The organism is Cupriavidus sp. HE11, from assembly GCF_056097175.1.
Genome location: NZ_CP184464.1, coordinates 1,045,367 through 1,063,816, shown reverse-complemented (window position 1 = coordinate 1,063,816; position 18,450 = coordinate 1,045,367). Strand labels below are relative to the sequence as shown.

Here is an 18,450-nt window from a genome sequence, read left to right as displayed (position 1 = left end):
CATTTGAGAATTTATGAGAATCCTTATCGTTATCCCTGCTCACAATGAAGCAGAGAATCTGCCGGCACTTCTCGCGGAAGTGAAACTTTCCGGGCACGATGCCGTGGTGGTCAATGATGCCTCGACCGACGCGACGGAAGAGGTTGCGCTGTCGTTGGGAGCGCCGGTGCTGTCCTTGGCCGCCAATCTTGGTATTGGAGGCGCGGTTCAGACCGGGTTTAAATACGCGGTGCGCAACAACTACGATGTCGTCGTTCAACTAGATGGAGACGGCCAGCACAATCCTGCATGGCTGGAAAGAGTCCTCGATCCGATTCGCCGCGGTGTCGCGGACTGTGTGATTGGCTCGCGCTATTTGCCCGACGATTTCGATCGCGATTACAAGACGTCATTTCCTCGCCGGATGGGCATGTACTTCTCATCGGGAATCCTGTTTCTGGCGACGAAGTTGCGCATCACCGATACCACATCGGGGTACAGGGCGTTAAATCGGGCGGCGTTCACTTATTTTGCGCGTGATTATCCCGTGGAGCATCCGGAGGCATTGGCGCTCTGTATGCTGCATCGCGCCCGTTTTCGTATCACCGAAGTTCCGATCAAGATGCGTCGCCGCGCTGCAGGTGAATCTCTTTTCACCATCGGAAAAGCGGCACTCTATCCCTTCAAGGTGATAGTCGGATTTATCGGCTTGATGGTCGTTGCAGCCTGAATCCGCGCGAAGCGCTGTAGATTGACGCTCAGGCTGCCATAGCCGTGCTTGAGCTCGTGGGCCACTCGGGCCTCTGTGCGGACCAGGAGCATGGTTGCATGGCCGCGGGTCCGGCGAAAGTCGAAGCATCGAAATATGGCATCTGGATTCCCGCCGTCATTCTCTGCGGGATGCGCGACATCGGGTTTCAGGGGGCTCAGCGGCAGTTCAGGCGGGCGAGCTTGAGCCCATTGCTGAACTCGCGCGCCAGCGTTCCTGCTGTGTTGCCGAGATTCGGCTTCACCAAGGTATCTCCGCCGTCAAATTCAATCTATGCAACACACCGGTTGATGCCGGGCAGATATAAAAGGTAACCGAAATGCTGAGTACGCTGAAGCTTAACTTACCAGAGCTGCTGATTGTTATCGTACTTTTCATGTATGCGCTGAAGCAGCTTCGGCGGAATCGCATCAGTACGCAAGTGGGCGTCGGCTGGCTCGTCGGATTGGTCGCGCTGGGCCTGCTGTACGTTGGCAGCGAGTGGGCAACTCGCATTGTGGCCAGAGTGGGTGGAGGCGACATCTTGCGCGGAATGATCGATCTCGGCGTGGCATTGCTGGCCTTCGTCGTCCTGAACATTCAATCGAAAGTGTCAATGCAGACGGAGAAGCTGAAGTTGCTCGATCAGGAACTCGCACTCGTGAGCGAGCAACTGCGCAGAGCGCGAACAGTGGGCGAATCCACCATGGGCCCGGCTCAGGAAGATGGTGCGGCCCTCGGTGCAATCGATGTTGCATCGAACATGGAGTCGCCGAAATCTGCCTCGAAGGCGCAAAAGTCGATAACCCAGCAGATTGTTTCATGCCTTTGGGTGGGGCTGGTCATTTACATGTTTGGGCTGTATACGGGCGATTTCACTGCCAAAGACTCCTTGTCGCAGACGCTTGTCTCGTTCATGGACTCTTTGCAGGCCGAATATCTGCACTAAGCCATGGAGCATCTCGTATCAGTTTTCTTTCCGATCCTCCTCTTCTCTCTGGCGTGCATTGGTGCCGGCGCCGCAGTGTTCAGGCTGGTGCCTGGCCGCGCAATTGAATCTCCGTCGACTGAACTCCTGCTCTTCTTTCTCCTCGGGCAAGGCGTATTTGGCAGCGCCACGCTGCTGATTGCACTGGCAGGAGTATTCACAAAGGGCGTCTTGCTGTCGTTGGCGGCGCCTTTCGCAGCCTATGCCGTCCTTCCGCTGTACCGGGCAGCAAAGAAAGTCCCGGGCGGACTCATCGACGGCGGTATTGCCTTCTGCCGGGCGCCGCTGCCGTGGAAGCTGGTTGCCCTGGCAGCAACCTTTCTGCTGCTGAGTTGGAGTGCCTCGATATCGAGTTTCGTGGACGGGGATGCTCTTGCTTATTATCTCGCGCTTCCGAAAGTCGTAGCCGCGTCTCACCGGCTGGTTCCCCTGCCCGGTTACGAGACGTTTACCAATGTCGGGATGCTTGCAGAAATGCAGCTGGCATCCCTGTTTCTTTTGGGAATGCCCGACGCTTCACCGCGGTTATTCGGTTGGATAACGCTGTTGGCCGGTCTTGGCATACTCATGGCAGTTGGCAGGACGGCTGGGCTCGGGCGGCGTGCCCAGGTGATCGTCGTGACGATTGTCGTCACCTCGACCGCTATCGCCATTCTGATGACCGGCAAGACGGATTTTTTTGCGGCATCGTATGGTGTCGCGGCTATCTATTGCGCCCTGAAATGCTGGGATGGTCCCAGCCGTAGATCGTCGCTAATTCTGCTTGGCCTGTTTACTGGTTGCGCGCTGATAGCAAAGCTCAGCTATGTGGTCGCTTTGCTGCCGAGTATTGCAATATTGATGTACTACCGGGAATTGCGTCAGCTGGCCACGTGCTGGCACGAGCCACGTGAGCGCGTGGCGCTGCTGCGGGCCGGGTTTTACGACGGACTTATTGTTGCGCTGACATCGTCGCTCGCTTTTATCCCGCATTTTGCCAAGAACTATGTCTTGCTGGGTTCGCTAGCCGGTGCGAGTCAATCGTTCAGCTATTTTTCCGCAGAAACGACGCGCCATATCGTGCTTACCTATCCGTTCACGATCGTGTTCGGAAAATACTGGGGCCAATTGGGCAACATGTCGCCGTTGCTGCTGGCATTCTTGCCGCTTCTGTTGTTGCTGCCGCTAAAAAAGAATGCCGTCCCGTCGCAAGTCACGGCCTTGCTTGTTGCCAGCGTAGCGGGTCTGGTGGCATGGGTGCTTCTTTTCCCGTCGGTGCCGATGCCCCGATATTTTCTGGCGACGTTGCTGATACTGGCAATCCCGATAGCCTTTGCGGCGGATCGCCTTTGTCGTCTTGGCTGGGCTGCGAGCGATGTGATCGCGGCGCTTGTTCTGGTCAGCTGCTATCTGTTTTACCAGCACTGGTCGCGGGTGGTATTTCCGGTCGATCTTGCTTCCAAGTATCTGTTTGCGGAGCAAACACCGGAAGAAGCAGGGCGAACGCTCAGTACCAGCGAAATGCTCTCACGAGATAGCTATGTTGCGTTGAATAACGACGCGCCTCTTGGCGCTCGTGTATTTCTCGACTCGTATTACAGGTTCTGGTTAAGGCCTGACCTGATCCAGACCACAAATAACAAGGTCGAGAATGATTCCATCAAATGGAATCCTGATAACTCCGAGAGATTCTGGCGTCAAGTGCACGAACACGGCTTCCAGTACATCTACATGGACGGAGGTCAGCGCCTGAAAGGCGCGATTGAATCTCCGCCCGCATGGGTATCAGTGGAGCAGATATTCCCGCTGGGCGATGCCGCCAAGGAACTCGGTCATGGCAGCGTTTATCGCCTGAAATTCAGGGATGCCCCCGGTACGGTCGCATACAAGACCAAGGAAGTCTCGCCGGGTGCATGGAATGTCATCGGCAGGACGGGCGCCGCCTCTTCTTCCCGGCAACGATAGTCGCTTCGGTGGCATTGCTCGCGTAGCCATACTGGCGGATGCCCGGAGGGAGAGATCACGATCCCGGCTGGAGGCCGGTATGGTGATGGGACTAGCGCGTCGACTTACGCGCTGGTCCGATAACAGTCTTTACCGCTTCCGGAATACCACGTCCCAAACCCCATGGCCTAGCCGCACGCCGCGCTTTTCGAATTTGGTCACCGGGCGGTAATCGGGGCGTTCTGCAAATCCGCCCGCAGCCTTCGATGTATTCTCCAGCGTCGGCTCGCCGTCCAGTACTTCCACCATCTGGTGCGCGTACTCTTCCCAATCCGTGGCGCAATGGAAATAGCCACCCGGCTTCAGGCGGCTGGCCAGCACCTTTACCAGGGGTGGCTGCACCAGGCGGCGCTTGTTGTGGCGCTTCTTGTGCCAGGGGTCGGGAAAGAAGATATGCACGCCGTCCAGCGACTGCTCGGTCAGCATATGTGCGATGACTTCCACGGCGTCGTGGTTCATGATCCGCACGTTCTGCAGATCGTTCTCGCCGATCAGCTTGAGCAGCGCGCCTACGCCGGGCTCATGGACCTCGCAGCCCAGGAAATTGTCCTGAGGACGCAATTTGGCGATATGCGCGGTCGTTTCGCCCATGCCGAAGCCAATTTCAAGAATCGACGGTGCCTCGCGGCCGAACGTGGCGGCCCAGTCCAGCGGCTCGGCCTGGTAGGGCACGATGAACTTCGGACCGAGATCGTCGATGGCGCGCTGCTGGCCGGTGGACGTGCGTCCGGCACGCCTGACGAACGAGCGAATGCGGCGCGGATGCGCGACCTCGTCACCCGGATTGGCAGGGGTGGCGTCTGCAGGTTGTCCGCTGGCGCCGTCGGCGTCGTCGCCCGGCAGCGTGTCGGTGTTCGTGTCTTGGGGAAGCATGGCAACAAAAAACCGCCGGGCGGATCGCCGGTCATCCATTGACCGGGTGCCAGAGGCGGCTTGTCAGATGAGAAGTGGAGCGGGCGATGGGAATCGAACCCACGTCTTTAGCTTGGGAAGCTAAGGTAATGGCCATTATACGACGCCCGCCATGGCTTACTGGGGGCGGATTGTAGCATGGTTGGATGGCCGGGCCGGCTGGCGTGGCCGCCCCGGCATCCGTGCCTACATCCTCCTGTACGACAGCACCACGCGGTTTGCCTCGCGCCGCAGCTCGACCTGCAGGGCCGGGGATGCTTGCCAGCGCACGGCATCGCGGTTCGAGGCGGTAGGCGGCAGGTTGCCGAAGCGGCCCTTGAGCATGTCGCCCAGCCGTTCCACGTCGGTGTCCGGCGGAAAGATGTAATCCGCCGACACGAAGCTGCCGTCGCCCCGGTAGCGCACATCGAGCTGGCTGGCGTTGGCCATTTCCGGGCCGGGTTTGTAGCTGTCGATGCCGTCAATCAGGTCGAGCCGGATCGGCATGAGGCCGTTTTCCTGGATGGCGCGGCGTAGCGCGGGTCGTGACGCCTGCTCCAGCACAACGCCATAGAGCCGGCTGGCGGGAGAGGCCTGGGCCGGCGCGTTGGGGGCACCGGATCCTGGCTGCTGCTGGGCCAGGGTCGCCATGATGCGGTTGGTAGCCAACGCCGAGGCCGAGGGTTCGCGTGGCACCATGGCAGTCCACGGGCCCGGTCCGATCTTGCACGGATGACCGCCCGGCGTGTCGTCGCACACGACGGCGGCTGCGAGGATGCCAATCCAGCGACGTTGTTCTTCGAGCGTCACCGGCACGCGGTCGGCAGGCGGAAAGCGCCAGATGCGATGCGCCGCATAGAGGTTCTCGCGGCCCCGGATGAACTTGCCGATCGAATACGATGCCTTGCCTTCGCCATCGTTGGGGCAGAACAGCACGTCCATCGCGGCGGCATAGCCGTTCGCCGGTTCGCTGTCGTTGTACATGACTTGCGGGGTCACGCGGCAGAGACTGGTGTGCAACTCGGTCTGCGACTTGCGTCCGCGCGCTACCGCTGCGGCGGTGTCGTAGCCAGCCCCGCGCACCACGGTGACCACCAGCGACTCGTCCCAGTCGGGCTGCCATGGCGCCGTGGGAACGTACTTCTTGCCCAGCAGCAGGATGGTGCCGGCCGGCACCGAGACGGTCGCCTGCGCGGCCTCGCTCCAGCCAGCGGGCGGGCGCGGCTGGAACAGGATTTTCTCGTCAGGCGGCATCTGCGGACGGGCCGATGGAGCCCCTGGCGCCGCCTGTGCCCCCGGTGCCGACGCGGGCGCGTCGGCGTGTGCGATGCCGGCCGTCAGGGCCAGGGCCATGGCGGCCGCCGCAGCGGTTCGCGTGGCGATGCCCGCGCCTACTGCGCGATTGAAAAGGCTAGCTTGAATCGATCCCACCATCCAGTCCCCCATTGCTTCAGCCGCGACACGTAGGCCATCTTTGCCGGGTCGCGTGCGATATTCGGTCCATACCAGTCGGATTCGCGGAAGGTCGTAGCCGGTGCCGAAGTCAGTTGTTCCTGTTCCGGACTGAACATGTACGACACATCGAGTACTTCGGCCTTGCTCGCGCGATGAAACTGGACCGTGACGAAATCCTGCGGATAGGCGACGTTGCGCAGCGACAACTCGCCGGCCGCGGCGCGCTCCACCTGGCCGATGCGAACGCCACGATCATCCCAGCGCGTCCACGGCAGCGTGAAGGTGTTGTGCATCAGCCAGCAGGCCTGGCTGCCGTTGGCGATGTTCGATTCGTTGGCGATGTAGAGCGAATTGCCGTCATTGCAGGCCTGCGACGCCGGAAAGCCGGCCGGTGGCGTGGAATTCGATACCGCCGACACGACGACGATCGCGCCTGCCAGCCGCTGCCGTTCGATACGCGCCAGGAACCATGAGTAGCTGGCTGCCTCGGGGCGATTGCCGCGAATCTCGGCTAGCACGGTCCAGCTGCCCGGCGGCAACGGCAGGGGATGGCCGTTGATCACAAATTTGTCGCGGAACGAGCGGCCCATCATGGTTCCGGGCGACGCCCCGGCTGACGCCTGGATCTGTGCAGTCATCGGCGTCGCATGGACTGGCTTGTCGGCCGTGATGGCAGGCGCAGCGGCGGGAGCGGGGCGCGGCGGTCTGGCGGGTGTTACGGGTGCTGGCGCGGCACTTTCCAGTGGCGCCAGCGCGGGCTTCGTCGCTGCGGCGGGCTGAGGGGTGGCCGGCGGGCTGGTCGACGGCATCGTCGGCGGATCGACCGTCGGATTGACCGACGCCTGGATTGGCGGATTGGGTCGGGGCGGTGGCGTGTAGCTGGCGTTGGCCGTCGCGCTGTCGGCGGGGGGGCCGGTATGCCGCGCTTCCGGCGGGAACGCCACGAACGCCGCGGTGGACGCCAGCGCAAGCAGCAGCGACGCGCGCCAGAGCCCCGCACGCTGCCAGAGCCGGCGTCCTGCGGTGGTCCACGTGGTCGGCTGCGGTGTCATGCGGCGGGTCGCGCCTTGATCGATGCGGCCGATGCCACTAGCGCGATGCGCGTGTGGCCCTTCTGGCGGGCCTCGATCAGCGTATCGGCAATCGACTCCTCGGCCGCGCGCACGAGGTCGCGTGACGAGGCGCCGCCGCCGAGTCGCGCCTGGCGGTGCATCAGCGAGATCAGTACCTCGGGATCGATGCCGCCTTCCACCACCTCCAGGCCGTAACCCTGGATCATTGCCTCGATTTCCAGCGCGGTCACGCGGGCCACGTCCATGCCCGACAGCGGCCGGAATACGAAGATGCGGTCGATGCGGTTCAGCACTTCGGGTGCAATGCCGGCCTCACGCAGGGCATGCGTTGCCGACTGGCGCATGGCATCGGGATCGTGCGCCAGGCGGGCGGCAATATCCTGCAGCGCGTCGGTAGCGGCGTTGGTGGTCAGGACGAAGATGGCTTGCGCGGTGGCAACCTGCCGCCCGTCCGAGGCCTCGGTAATGAAGCCGTCGTTCCAGGCGGTCAGGAAATTCTTGTGGACTTCGCTGTGGGCCTTCTCGAACTCGTCGAGCAGCACCACGGATTCGGGGGCATCGCGCATGGCCGCAGTGAGCTTGCCGTAGCTGTCCGATCCCACGTAACCCTTGGACGAGCCGAACAGCGACGAGGCCGCAAAGCCACCGCGCGAGAATTGCGTCATGTCCAGATGCAGCAGCGTCCGCTGCAGTTCATGCGCCAGTCGCTTGGCAAGGTAGGTCTTGCCGGTGCCGGGCGGGCCGGCCAGCAGGAACACGCCCACGGGTTTGCCACGCTGCCGGAGCGCCAGCCGGCGGCGAATCTGCATGGCCATGTCGTCGCAAACCGCGTCCTGCCCGATGACCTTGCCCTTGAGCGAAGCGGCAAGCTGGCCGGCGTCGATAAAGACTGCCGCGGATTCCGCCGCGAGCTTTTCTTCGATCACGCGTTTGTTGGTCAGGCGATCCAGCACATCCATTCCCCATCCCCCTTGCTTCGCGCGACCCGCGCGCTCATGAAACAGCCCCGCGAACACCAGAAACCACAACACGCCGGCCAGCACGAACAGGTACCAGGCCTTGCCACGCAACCACGCGCCGGCATCTTGCAGGCCATGCTGCATCGTGGCGGCGGATGGGCCGTTCTGCATCCAGAATTGCGCGATGGCCAGCGAGGCCATCACCAGGAAAACCAGCGGCAGCCAGCGGCTGGCAACGCTCAGCAAGGCGCGCATCGGGTCAGCCCTTGATATGCAGGCCGATGGTCTGGCCCACGCTCATGATCGGCAGCGTGACACGCGATGTGCCAGATGCCACCCCAATCGTCACGCCGCCCCCTTCGCCATCGCGCACGCCGGCCACGTCGACCACGCCCGACGGCAATACCGGCACCGCAAAGGTGACCGGCTCGCGCGTGAGTGCCACCACGCGTGAATAGCCCTGGCTATGAATGCGCACGACATCGCCGTCTTCGTCATCGGTATCCCACAGCGTGATCCAGACAAGCCGCGCGGCAGCGCGGACGGGCTTGGGCGCTGGTACAACGGCCGCACGCGGTGCTGGCGTCGGCGTCGGCGCCGTGGCGGGCGTCGCGACGGCTGCCTGTCCGGTGGGTGCTGCGGCTGGCGTGGGATTCGGTGTCGGGGGCGACGTTGGCGATGACGTGGGCAGCGGCGTGGATAGTGATGCGGGGAGTGATGCGGGAAGCGCCACCGCATCGGCATCGGCGCGGAGTTCGTGCGCCAGTGCCTGGCGGGCGGGCGCGTCGAGCTGCATGCCGGCCAGCGCGCGGCCGATGTCCTTGTCCTCGACAGCAGCCACCGGCAATGCCTCAACGGCATTGAACGCCTCGATACGCGCCTGTTGCTGTGTGGACGTCAGCCGGTCGGCGCCATGCAGCAGGAACGGAGGAAGGATGCGGCCGAATGCACCGGAGCCGGCCAGCGTACCTGCCATGACGAAGGTGGCAAGCACTGCGGGGACGGCGAATGGGCGGTGTCTTGCGGCCGGCGCGGTGGCGGGCCTTGCATGCAGTCGCTGCGGCTCGACAGGAGCGTCGTGGTCCATCGGATGCGGTTCTTGTTGTGTTGTTCGCGATACTGCGACTGCGCGTAATCCGGCGATACGCTATCACCGTGCTATCGATTCGGCGGCGCACCGAAGAGGGGTATGTTGCTGCGGACCAACAATCGATGGCGGTGGCGTAAAGGCATGCCGCGAACCTGCATCGCGAAGCCTTGCTTGGATGTCTGGCTATGCGGACATGCAGCGCGGGCGCACCACGGAAGAGCGACCCGGCGCACAATAGCCCCCATTGCCCACACGAGACGCCCCCGCCCGTGCACCCAGTTCCCGCCCAACGCTTCAATTCCGATCTGCTCCCGCGCATTGTCGAGCGCGTGCAGCGTCTGTCCCGCGGCATGTTGCATACGGATATCCTGCCGGCAGCCGCGCCGGACCAGCCCGCCTGCCTGCGCGTCTGGGCGGCGGCCCGGCCTGATGGCGGCCGCTACGCGCATCCGATCGACATCACGTTATCGTGGGACAGCTTCGAAGTGGATCGCCTGTTTGCATCGGGTGGCGATGTGCGCTTCGACGCGTACCTCGAAGCCTTGCCGGCCAAGCTTGATGCCTGGCAGGAACCCCGGCAGATCGATTTCAACTCGCGCACGCAGGCAGAGCCCACGGTGCTGATCGGCGGGCTCGATTTCGAGCATCTGGTGCATTGACGGCGATCGACGAGGCTATCGAATGACCAGCCGGCACGTCGCGGTCTCTTCCGTCCCGCCCGGCAGCCATCGCAACCCGTGTCCGTGGTGGATGGCGTTCGGCAGGCCGAGCCACGGCTCGACGCAGTAGAAGTCGGAGTCGTCGCGCTCGGTCCAGGTGGTCACGGCATACCAGGGCACTGCGTCTGGGGCATCGAGCGCGATCTCGATCGTGCAGGCGGGCAGTTCCAGTCGCGCAGCGCCAGCATCGCCTGGCGTGGCCTGCAGGACATGGAAGGTGTCCTGCAGCCGCGGATCGTCCAGTCGATAGGCGGGCTCGCCCGGCTCGGGCGCCGTCAGGCTGCCATCGGCCTGCTGCCGCACGCGCCCTGCGGGCGGCATGACGATGCGGCTCTGTCCGCGCGCCTGATGCGGCAGGGCGAAGTAGAAATGATGGCCCGCGTAGTAAGGCAACGGGGGCAGCGCCACGTCCCCGGTATTGCGGATGTGCAGCGAGACGTCGAGCCCGTTGGGCACCAGCCGATACGTCGCCGTGAACACAAACGCGAACGGATAGCCCGGCCGGGTCAGGTCCGACGATGTCAGCGACAGGCTGACGGTATCCTCCGATAGCGCCGAGACAGAGAATGGCAGGTCGCGCGCAAAACCATGCTGGGGCAGTTCGTGGACCACGCCGGCGCTGTCGCGCCAGCGGCCCGCTTCGCCATCGAAGAAGTGCCGGCCGATAAACGGAAACAGCAGCGGATTGCCGCCACGCACCTTCGCGACGCGGGCCCAGTCCGCGTCGTCGGGCCAGTAGAGGATGTCGTGTCCGCGATGCACCCAGCGTACGAGCCGCCCGCCGTGCGCGGGGGCCAGCAGCAGGTAGTGGTCGTCATGGCCGACCCGGAGCAGGTCCTGGCCCTGGAAGCGCTGTGTCGTGGTCATCGTCGGCATCCGTGGCGTGTCGAAAACCGCAAGCGTAGCGCAAGTGCGGCGCCGGCTTGGTGCGGCCAGCCTCTCACACGCTCACGGCCCCTACCGCCGGATGTCGTCGCTCATGTAGATGGTTTCGCGTACCAGCGGGTAGATCTGTGCCTCCCAGTGCCTGCCGTTGAATACGCCGTAGTGGCCGACTCCGGTCTGGATGTGATGCATGCGCAGGTAGGGGCGCAGGCTCGAACACAGGTCCTGCGCGGCCATGGTCTGCCCGATGGCGCAGATATCGTCGCGCTCGCCTTCGATGGTCAGCAGTGCCGTGCGGCAAATGGCGCGCGTCGATACCCGTCGCCCGCCCACGTCCAGCAGGCCCTGCGCCAGCAGAAAGCGCTGGAATATCAGGCTGACCGTTTCCAGGTAGAACTCGGCCGTCAGGTCCATCGTGGCGAAGTACTCGGTGTAGAACGCCTGGATGGCATTGGCCTTGGCGTGCTCGCCACGGGTGCGCAGTTCGTACAGGTCGCGCAGCGCCTGCTCGTGCCGCTCGCGGTTCATGCTCATGAAGGCGATCAGCTGCACGAAGCCCGGATACACGCGCCGCATGGCGCCGGCAAACCGCCAGGGTACATAACCAATCAGCGTGTTCTCGAACCATTCGATGGGGCGGCTGGTGGCCAGCGCGTTGACGCGCGTCGGATTTACGCGGGCGTCGATCGGGCCGGCCATCAGGGTCAGGCTGGGCGGCTGCATCGGGTCGCCATCTTCGGCCATCAGCGCGGCGGCAGCCAGCGCGGCCACGGTGGGCTGGCATACGGCCACCAGGTGCGTGTTGCCGCCCAGTGCGTGCAGGAAGGCGATCAGGTGCTGCACGAATTCGTCGAAGCCGAATCGGCCGCACGCCAGCGGCACATCGCGCGGGTTGTGCCAGTCGGTAATGTAGACGTCATGGTCGCGGAGCATGGTTTCCACGGTGCCGCGCAATAGCGTGGCAAAGTGGCCCGACATTGGCGCCACCAGCAGCACACGTGGCTGCTGCGGCACGCCCTCGCGGCGAAACCGCAGCAGCGTGCAGAACGGCGTGCGCGTTACCACTTCCTCGACAACTGGCACGTCCTGCCCATGGATGCGCACGCTGTCGATGCCAAAGGGCGGGCGGTAGTGGGTGAGTCGGGCCAGCGCCAACACTTCACATGCCGCGCGCAGCGTGCGCAGCGGCTCGGATTGGTCGCCACGGCGCCATGCACCGAGCAGCGTGGCCGTGATGTCGGCCAGCGAGCACGCCGGCTGCATCAGGTCTGCGTATGTCTGGTAGGACTGGTAGAGCATGGCTCGATCTCCCGCTTGCGATCCTTGGCGCCGCAATTAATGTGCCATCGCCCTTCATGTTGGCACGCAGGTTGCGGATCGGGAATCGGTTCCGTGCGCCGGAACACACGCGGTGCATCGGGTGGCTTTGCCATCGCGCGGCAGCAGTGCGCGATGTGGCAGGCGCATCGGGCTGGTGCCAACCATGCAGCAGGCGCACCGGCCGGGTGCGTACTGGCGGAACGCGTCCGGGCCGCCGATACTGCAAGCGGACGTTACGCCCCGGGGGCGGAGGAGGCAAGATGGCCAAGACAACCCTGACCATCAGCAGCAAGACCTATTCATCGTGGTCGCTACGCGGCTGGCTGCTCGCGCGCTTTGCGGGGCTGGAGTTCGACGAGGTGCTGGTGCCGCCCGACGATCCCGCCGTGCGCGCCGAAATCCTGCTGCTCTCGCCGTCGATCCTGGTGCCGTGCCTGCGGCATCAGGGCGTGACCGTGTGGGACACGCTGGCGATTGCCGAATACCTCAACGAGATCAAGCCGAAGGCCCGGCTGCTGCCCGACGAACTGGTTGCGCGGGCCCATTGCCGCGCCATCTGCGGCGAGATGCACTCCGGGTTTGCCGCCATGCGCGCGGCGCTGCCAATGAACCTCAAGGGCCATTTCCCGGGCCTCAAGGTGTGGTCGCGGGCGCAGGCCGACATCGACCGCATCACCACGATCTGGACCGAATGCCTGACGCGCTACGGCGGCCCCTACCTGTTCGGCAAGCATCGCACCGTGGCCGATGCGATGTATGCGCCGGTGGTCACCCGCTTCGTCACCTATGGCGTGCAGCTGGAAGCGCCGCTGGTGGAGTTCTGCAAGACCATCCTGGCGATGCCGGAGATGCAGGAATGGATTGGCGCGGCGCGCGAGGAGCCCGACGAGATCAGCGAACTCGACGTGGAGTTCTGACGCCGGGCCGCCTGCCAGCCGCGCCGCTCAGGCCACGCGGGGCTGGCGCGTCAGATAGTCGGCTGCATAGGCGAAGTACCACGCCAGGCAGTCCGGATTGGCCATAGCGTCCGGATTGGCGATCCGGTCCGGCGCATGGCCCAGCAGCAGCTTCTTGATCGGAACTTCCATCTTCTTGCCCGACAGCGTGCGCGGCACGCCGGGCACCTGCACGATCTCGTTCGGCACGTGCCGGGAAGACAGCGCCGCGCGGATGCGGGCACGCATGGCGTCGCACAGGGCATCGTCCAGCGTCATGCCGTCGCGCAGCACCACGAACAGCGGCATATACGATTCGCGCCCCAGGTATTCGAGGTCGACCACCATGCTGTCGAGCACTTCGGGCAACTCCTCCACCACGCGATACAGCTCGCTGGTGCCCATGCGGATGCCGTGGCGGTTGATCGTCGCGTCGGAGCGCCCGTAGATGATGGCGCCGCCGCGTGGCGTGATGCGGATCCAGTCGCCATGACGCCACGCGTTCGGGTACACGTCGAAGTAGCTGTCGCGATAGCGCTTGCCATCGGCATCGCCCCACAGGAACAGCGGCATCGACGGCATCGGCTCGGTGCAGACCAGTTCGCCCACCTCGTCGATCAATGTGCGGCCGTGCTCGTCGAACGCTTCCACCTTGGCGCCCAGGCATCGGCATTGCATCTCGCCGGCGTAGACCGGCAGCACCGGGCAGCCCGCCACGAACGATCCGGCAAAGTCGGTACCGCCCGACATCGGCGCCAGCCAGACGTCTTCGCGGACATGGGCATAGATCCAGGCATAGGCGTCTTCCGACAGCGGCGAGCCGGTGGAGCCGATGCCGCGCAGGCGTGACACATCGGCAATCTGCGTCGGCTCCACGCCCGCCTTCATGCAGTTGGTGAAGAACGCGGCGCCGGCGCCGAACAGCGTCATGCGGGCATCGTCAACGAAACGCCAGAGCACGCCGGCATCGGGCCACGCCGGATTGCCGTCGTATAGCGCGATGGTCGTGCCCAGCAGCAGGCCGGCCACCTGTGCGTTCCACATGATCCAGCCGCTGCTGCTGTACCAGTGAAATACGTCGTCGGCGCCCAGGTTGTTGTGGAAGGCCATCAGCTTGAGCTGCTCGATCACGATGCCGCCGTGGCCGTGCACGATTGGCTTTGGCATGCCCGTGGTGCCCGACGAGTAGACGATCCACAGCGGATGGTCGAACGGCACCGGATCTACCTGCAGCGGTACGTCGTGCGCGAGCACTTCGGCCCACGCGTGGCGGCGCAGGCGCGTATTGGTGCGGCCGATGGCCGCGTCGATGTCGCTGCCCAGCGTCGGCACGATCACGATATCGGTCAGCGAGGGCAGGGCGGCCACCAGGTCGGCGATGACGGGTGCGCGGTCGTACGCCTTGCCGCCATAGCGGTAGCCGTCCACCGCGATCAGTGCCTTCGGCTCGATCTGCCGGAAGCGGTCGATCACGGCCACCTGGCCCATGTCCGGCGCGCAGCCGGACCAGATGGCGCCGATGCTGGCCGTGGCCAGGAAGGCCACGACGGTTGCCGGGATGTTCGGCAGGTAGCCCGCCACGCGGTCGCCACGCGTCACGCCCATCTGGCGCAGCGCATGCGCCAGCGAGGCCACTTGTGCTTCAAGGGTGTCCCAGCTGATGTCGGCCAGCGGCTGCGCCTCGCCGGCATGGCGGATGGCCGTGCGTGCGCGGGCCGGGCCCGTGCCTGCGTGGCGGAATACCTGCTGGACGTAGTTGAGCGTGGCGCCTTCGAACCAGCGTGCACCGGGCATGGCGCGCCGGGCCAGGACGGCGCTGGCCGGCGTGTCGAAGCGCACGTCGAAATAGTCGACGATGGCTTGCCAGAATGCCTCGATATCGGTGACCGACCACTGCCACAGGCTGGCGTAGTCGCGGAAATCCAGCGCACGCTCGTGGCGCAGCCAGTGCATGAAGGCGGCCAGCTGGCTGCCGTCGGCGAACGCCTGCGTGGGCGTCCACATCAGCTTCCCTGCAAGGGTCATTTGTCTCCTCCGCGGCCCGTCTGACGCAGGCCCTTAGAGTGATGGGTGGTCCGCAAATGATAGCGGACCACCGCCCCGCCCGTGCGGGGGCTACCTGGGTGGCAACTTGCCGGCTACTTGCCGGATTCGAACAGCGTGCCCCAGATTTCGTCGACGCGCGTCTTCACGGCCGGGTCCATCTTGATCGGCGTGCCCCACTCGCGCGCGGTTTCGCCAGGCCACTTGTCGGTGGCATCGATGCCCATCTTCGAACCCAGGCCCGAGACGGGCGAGGCGAAGTCGAGGTAATCGATCGGGGTGTTGTCGACCATCACCGTGTCGCGACTGGGGTCCACGCGCGTGGTGATGGCCCAGATCACTTCCTTCCAGTCGCGCGCGTCGATGTCGTCGTCCACCACGATGATGAACTTGGTGTACATGAACTGGCGCAGGAAGCTCCACACGCCGAACATCACGCGCTTGGCATGGCCGGCGTATTGCTTCTTCATGCGCACCACCGCCATGCGGTAGCTGCAGCCTTCGGGCGGCAGGTAGAAGTCGGTGATCTCCGGAAACTGCTTCTGCAGCAGCGGCACGAACACTTCGTTGAGGGCCACGCCCAGCACGGCCGGCTCATCGGGCGGCTTGCCGGTGTAGGTGGAGTGGTAGATGGGGTCGCGCCGCATGGTGATGCGGTCGATCGTGAATACCGGGAACCAGTCCTGCTCGTTGTAATAGCCGGTGTGGTCGCCGTACGGGCCCTCCAGCGCGTGCTGGTACCCGGACGGATGGTTCGGGTCGGGCTGGATATGGCCTTCGAGCACGAATTCGGCCGATGCCGGCACCGACAGTTCGGACAGGGTCGGCGTGATGCAGTTCGCCAGCGCGGTACGGCTGCCGCGCAGCAGGCCGGCAAACTGGTACTCGGACAGCGTATCGGGCACCGGGGTGACCGCGCCCAGGATCGTGGCCGGGTCGGCGCCCAGTGCCACGGCGATCGGGAACGGCTTGCCCGGATTTGCCAGCGCGTGTTCGCGGAAGTCGAGCGCGCCGCCGCGATGCGCCAGCCAGCGCATGATCACCTGGTTGCGGCTGATGACCTGCTGGCGATAGATACCCAGGTTCTGGCGCTTCTTGTGTGGGCCCTTGGTCACGACCAGGCCCCATGTAATCAGCGGTGCGGCGTCGCCGGGCCAGCAGGTCTGGATCGGCAGCCGCGCCAGGTCGACGTCGTTGCCTTCCCAGACGATTTCCTGGCAGGCGGGGCTGCTGACGCGCTTGGGGGCCATGTCCCACACCGATTTTGCCAGCGTGAACAGCTTGCCGGCTTCACGCAGGCCGCGTGGTGGCTCGGGCTCCTTGAGCGCCGACAGCACGCGGCCGATATCGCGCAAATCTTCCAGTGTCGACGCGCCCATGCCAAGCGCTACTCTTTGTGGCGTCCCGAACAGATTTGCCAGGACCGGCACTTTATAGATATCACCATCGTCGCGGCGCGGATGTTCGAACAGGACGGCCGGGCCTTCCGCACGCAACAGGCGGTCGCAGACCTCGGTCATTTCCAGGTTCGGCGATACCGGTGCGGTCACGCGCTTGAGGTCACCGCGCTGTTCGAGCTGACCGATGAAATCGCGCAAATCTTTGTATTGCATAGTGAATTTGGTTCGGAGATGTGGCGTCGCGCCATCCCATGGCACGCTGCAGCGATGTGTGTGACGATACACACGCCACCTCAAAGGCGCAAAAAAAACGTGCCAGCGGACGCAGAGAAATTGTAAGTAATTGATGACGATAGTCATTTGTTCAGACAATTGCCAGCCTAAGCGGGGCTTGCCCTCGGAGGGCAGTGGTCAGCCCCGGAGTGTCTAAAAAGGCCTTGTTACATATTTCCAAAAGTAGGAATTTTTGCTTTTCTTATGCTTGACGGGTTATAAAAGCGTTCCTACAATCCGGTCTGCTCTAAGGAGTGTTGCGCTGCAACATAGCTTCGGCCCTCGTGTCAAGAGGGCGGCAGCGAAAAAAGCAACGTCGACATTTCCGAATCGACTGTCCATCAAGCGGCCCCAGGGAGGAGCCCGGTGCGCAGTCCTCTGGCGGGATGCCAGAGTCGATTGAGTGAGTCTTAGTGGCAGGGTGCGGCTCCCCAAGCTGTACCCTGTTTCTCGTTGGGCGCATGGGGAGCGCCCGCCAACAGATGCTGGACACCCCTGCTAGGTGGCGCAGCATCCTTACTTGAATACGTTGAGATCGGGCACGTGCAGTTGTCAGGCGCGCGCAGCGGGCGACGGATGGAGGTAAGCATGAGCGGTTGGAAAACCCTTCATCTTCCCGGCATCGGGCGGGCATTGCAGGTCCGCCTCAGACAGCCGGTACCCGGTGTGAGCCGTGCACTGCAAGTGCGACTGGCCCATCCGGTGGCAGGTCGCGCGTTGCTGCGCGGCGGCCGCACAACCTTGAAGTACACCCTGAACAGTCTCGGGGTGTTGTCGGTGGCCGCAGCGGTCACCCTCACTGTCAGCCAGCAATGGCGGACGTCGCTCGCCGGGGCACTGGCGGGCAATGAAGCGCCTGCCGTGCTGGTGGACGCCGCCGTGGCGAATGCCGAAGCGGCGAATACGGTGCACACGGTGGCAAGCACCTCGGTGCCGGCCATGTCGGCTGACGCCGCCGCTGCAAGGCTGCTGGCCGCAGTGCCGGCAACGGCCAAGGGCCTGCCGACCGTGTCGGGCGTCGACGAATGGAGCCAGACCCCTGCGGGCAAGGTTCCGTCGGTGGCGCACCTGGCTGCCCAGATTCCGGTGCAGCGCGTGGCGCTGGACGCGCGTAATACGAGCGCGCTGGGATCGGCACGCGAACAGGCCGCCGTGGCGGAGTACATCGCGCGCAAGTACCGCGTGGCCAGCCAGGCGACCGCCCAGCTGGTCAAGGCTGCCTACATGACTGGTCGCGAGGTCGGTATCGATCCGCTGCTGATCCTGGGCGTGATCGCCATCGAGTCCAGCTTCAATCCGTACGCCGAAAGCGGCGTCGGGGCGCAGGGCCTGATGCAGGTGATGACCAAGGTCCATCAGGACAAGTACGAGGCCGTGGGCGGCGTGACCGCCGCGCTGAATCCGTACGCCAACATCAAGATCGGTGCGCTGGTGCTGAAGGACTGCATCGCCCGAGCCGGTTCGATCGAGGGCGGCCTGAAGTACTACGTGGGTGCCACGACCAACACCGACGGCGGCTATGGCGCCAAGGTGCTGGCCGAACGGGCGCGTCTGCGCGCGCTGCTTGGCCTTCCGGCCACGGCAGCCGGCGATGCCAAGACGCAGGCCGAGCATCACCAGAACGGCGAAAAGCTGGAAGCCTCCGGCAATACCGCGCAGGCGGCCTGACCCTCCGGTCGGTTCGATCCTGCAAGAAGAAAGGCACCCCT

General features: G+C 64.3%; 15 protein-coding genes and 1 tRNA gene. 6 read left to right on the top strand and 10 right to left on the bottom strand.

The annotated features are described in order from the left end of the window. Positions 1-13 precede the first annotated feature (13 nt). The 3 genes from ACOABP_RS04980 to ACOABP_RS04970 all read left to right on the top strand — a co-directional run bounded on the left by ACOABP_RS04980 (position 14) and on the right by ACOABP_RS04970 (position 3,659). The gene (locus tag ACOABP_RS04980; RefSeq protein ID WP_474227216.1) at positions 14-709 is read left to right on the top strand and encodes a glycosyltransferase family 2 protein; all 696 of its coding nucleotides are present in this window, start codon (positions 14-16) and stop codon (positions 707-709) included. A 358-nt stretch (positions 710-1,067) separates the two neighbouring features. Next, the gene (locus ACOABP_RS04975) at positions 1,068-1,676 is read left to right on the top strand and encodes a DUF2304 domain-containing protein (RefSeq protein WP_474227215.1); all 609 of its coding nucleotides are present in this window, start codon (positions 1,068-1,070) and stop codon (positions 1,674-1,676) included. A gap of 3 nt (positions 1,677-1,679) precedes the next feature. Continuing rightward, on the top strand, positions 1,680-3,659 hold the full coding sequence (locus ACOABP_RS04970; protein ID WP_474227214.1) for a hypothetical protein: 1,980 nt from the start codon (positions 1,680-1,682) through the stop codon (positions 3,657-3,659). Between the two features lie 129 nt (positions 3,660-3,788). Here the strand turns inward: ACOABP_RS04970 and trmB are convergent, their stop codons facing one another. From trmB to ACOABP_RS04940, 6 genes are all read right to left on the bottom strand, one after another. Continuing rightward, positions 3,789-4,571 carry a tRNA (guanosine(46)-N7)-methyltransferase TrmB gene (gene trmB / locus ACOABP_RS04965; protein ID WP_474227213.1) on the bottom strand — a complete coding sequence of 261 codons (783 nt, stop codon included), beginning with the start codon at positions 4,569-4,571 and terminating at the stop codon, positions 3,789-3,791. Between the two features lie 75 nt (positions 4,572-4,646). Then, a tRNA-Gly gene (locus ACOABP_RS04960) sits at positions 4,647-4,721 on the bottom strand. 75 nt (positions 4,722-4,796) lie between these two features. Further along, a complete protein-coding gene (locus ACOABP_RS04955) occupies positions 4,797-5,942 on the bottom strand; it encodes a hypothetical protein (protein ID WP_474227212.1) in 1,146 nt (381 codons plus the stop codon). Between the two features lie 38 nt (positions 5,943-5,980). Next, positions 5,981-7,096, bottom strand: coding sequence for a hypothetical protein (locus ACOABP_RS04950; protein WP_474227211.1), 1,116 nt, complete (start codon positions 7,094-7,096; stop codon positions 5,981-5,983). Continuing rightward, positions 7,093-8,331: an AAA family ATPase gene (locus ACOABP_RS04945; RefSeq protein ID WP_474227210.1), complete on the bottom strand. Its 1,239-nt coding sequence runs from the start codon at positions 8,329-8,331 to the stop codon at positions 7,093-7,095. Before ACOABP_RS04945 ends, ACOABP_RS04950 begins: the two co-directional genes overlap by 4 nt. A gap of 4 nt (positions 8,332-8,335) precedes the next feature. After that, positions 8,336-9,070 (bottom strand): hypothetical protein, encoded by a 735-nt coding sequence (locus ACOABP_RS04940; RefSeq protein ID WP_474227209.1) that lies wholly within the window; start codon positions 9,068-9,070, stop codon positions 8,336-8,338. Positions 9,071-9,435: 365 nt separating this feature from the next. On the opposite strand from ACOABP_RS04940, the gene ACOABP_RS04935 reads away from it, so the two are divergent. After that, the gene (locus ACOABP_RS04935) at positions 9,436-9,825 is read left to right on the top strand and encodes a DUF5594 family protein (protein ID WP_474227208.1); all 390 of its coding nucleotides are present in this window, start codon (positions 9,436-9,438) and stop codon (positions 9,823-9,825) included. Between the two features lie 15 nt (positions 9,826-9,840). On the opposite strand, the gene ACOABP_RS04930 is transcribed toward ACOABP_RS04935, so the two are convergent. Beyond that, positions 9,841-10,761, bottom strand: a complete 921-nt coding sequence (locus ACOABP_RS04930) for an aldose epimerase family protein (protein WP_474227207.1) — start codon at positions 10,759-10,761, stop codon at positions 9,841-9,843. Positions 10,762-10,842: 81 nt separating this feature from the next. Further along, complete coding sequence (locus tag ACOABP_RS04925) at positions 10,843-12,069, bottom strand: polyhydroxyalkanoate depolymerase (protein ID WP_474227206.1); 1,227 nt, start codon at positions 12,067-12,069, stop codon at positions 10,843-10,845. A gap of 281 nt (positions 12,070-12,350) precedes the next feature. Here ACOABP_RS04925 and ACOABP_RS04920 point away from each other — a divergent pair, with 281 nt between their 5' ends. After that, positions 12,351-13,007: a glutathione S-transferase family protein gene (locus ACOABP_RS04920; RefSeq protein ID WP_474227205.1), complete on the top strand. Its 657-nt coding sequence runs from the start codon at positions 12,351-12,353 to the stop codon at positions 13,005-13,007. A gap of 27 nt (positions 13,008-13,034) precedes the next feature. Here the strand turns inward: ACOABP_RS04920 and ACOABP_RS04915 are convergent, their stop codons facing one another. Both ACOABP_RS04915 and ubiD read right to left on the bottom strand, forming a co-directional pair. Continuing rightward, entirely contained in the window at positions 13,035-15,050 is a 2,016-nt protein-coding gene (locus tag ACOABP_RS04915) for an acetoacetate--CoA ligase (protein ID WP_474227204.1), read from the bottom strand. Positions 15,051-15,163: 113 nt separating this feature from the next. Continuing rightward, positions 15,164-16,681 (bottom strand): 4-hydroxy-3-polyprenylbenzoate decarboxylase, encoded by a 1,518-nt coding sequence (gene ubiD, locus ACOABP_RS04910; RefSeq protein ID WP_474227203.1) that lies wholly within the window; start codon positions 16,679-16,681, stop codon positions 15,164-15,166. A 648-nt stretch (positions 16,682-17,329) separates the two neighbouring features. On the opposite strand from ubiD, the gene ACOABP_RS04905 reads away from it, so the two are divergent. Next, positions 17,330-18,409 (top strand): lytic transglycosylase domain-containing protein, encoded by a 1,080-nt coding sequence (locus tag ACOABP_RS04905; RefSeq protein WP_066731882.1) that lies wholly within the window; start codon positions 17,330-17,332, stop codon positions 18,407-18,409. Positions 18,410-18,450 lie beyond the last annotated feature (41 nt).

Coding starts and splice junctions, on each gene's coding strand:
- ACOABP_RS04980 (WP_474227216.1), top strand. CDS start 14: ATGAGAATCCTTATCGTTATCCCTGCTCACAATGAAGCAGAGAATCTG.
- ACOABP_RS04975 (WP_474227215.1), top strand. CDS start 1,068: ATGCTGAGTACGCTGAAGCTTAACTTACCAGAGCTGCTGATTGTTATC.
- ACOABP_RS04970 (WP_474227214.1), top strand. CDS start 1,680: ATGGAGCATCTCGTATCAGTTTTCTTTCCGATCCTCCTCTTCTCTCTG.
- trmB (WP_474227213.1), bottom strand. CDS start 4,571: ATGCTTCCCCAAGACACGAACACCGACACGCTGCCGGGCGACGACGCC.
- ACOABP_RS04955 (WP_474227212.1), bottom strand. CDS start 5,942: ATGGCCCTGGCCCTGACGGCCGGCATCGCACACGCCGACGCGCCCGCG.
- ACOABP_RS04950 (WP_474227211.1), bottom strand. CDS start 7,096: ATGACACCGCAGCCGACCACGTGGACCACCGCAGGACGCCGGCTCTGG.
- ACOABP_RS04945 (WP_474227210.1), bottom strand. CDS start 8,331: ATGCGCGCCTTGCTGAGCGTTGCCAGCCGCTGGCTGCCGCTGGTTTTC.
- ACOABP_RS04930 (WP_474227207.1), bottom strand. CDS start 10,761: ATGCCGACGATGACCACGACACAGCGCTTCCAGGGCCAGGACCTGCTC.
- ACOABP_RS04925 (WP_474227206.1), bottom strand. CDS start 12,069: ATGCTCTACCAGTCCTACCAGACATACGCAGACCTGATGCAGCCGGCG.
- ACOABP_RS04920 (WP_474227205.1), top strand. CDS start 12,351: ATGGCCAAGACAACCCTGACCATCAGCAGCAAGACCTATTCATCGTGG.
- ACOABP_RS04915 (WP_474227204.1), bottom strand. CDS start 15,050: ATGACCCTTGCAGGGAAGCTGATGTGGACGCCCACGCAGGCGTTCGCC.
- ubiD (WP_474227203.1), bottom strand. CDS start 16,681: ATGCAATACAAAGATTTGCGCGATTTCATCGGTCAGCTCGAACAGCGC.
- ACOABP_RS04905 (WP_066731882.1), top strand. CDS start 17,330: ATGAGCGGTTGGAAAACCCTTCATCTTCCCGGCATCGGGCGGGCATTG.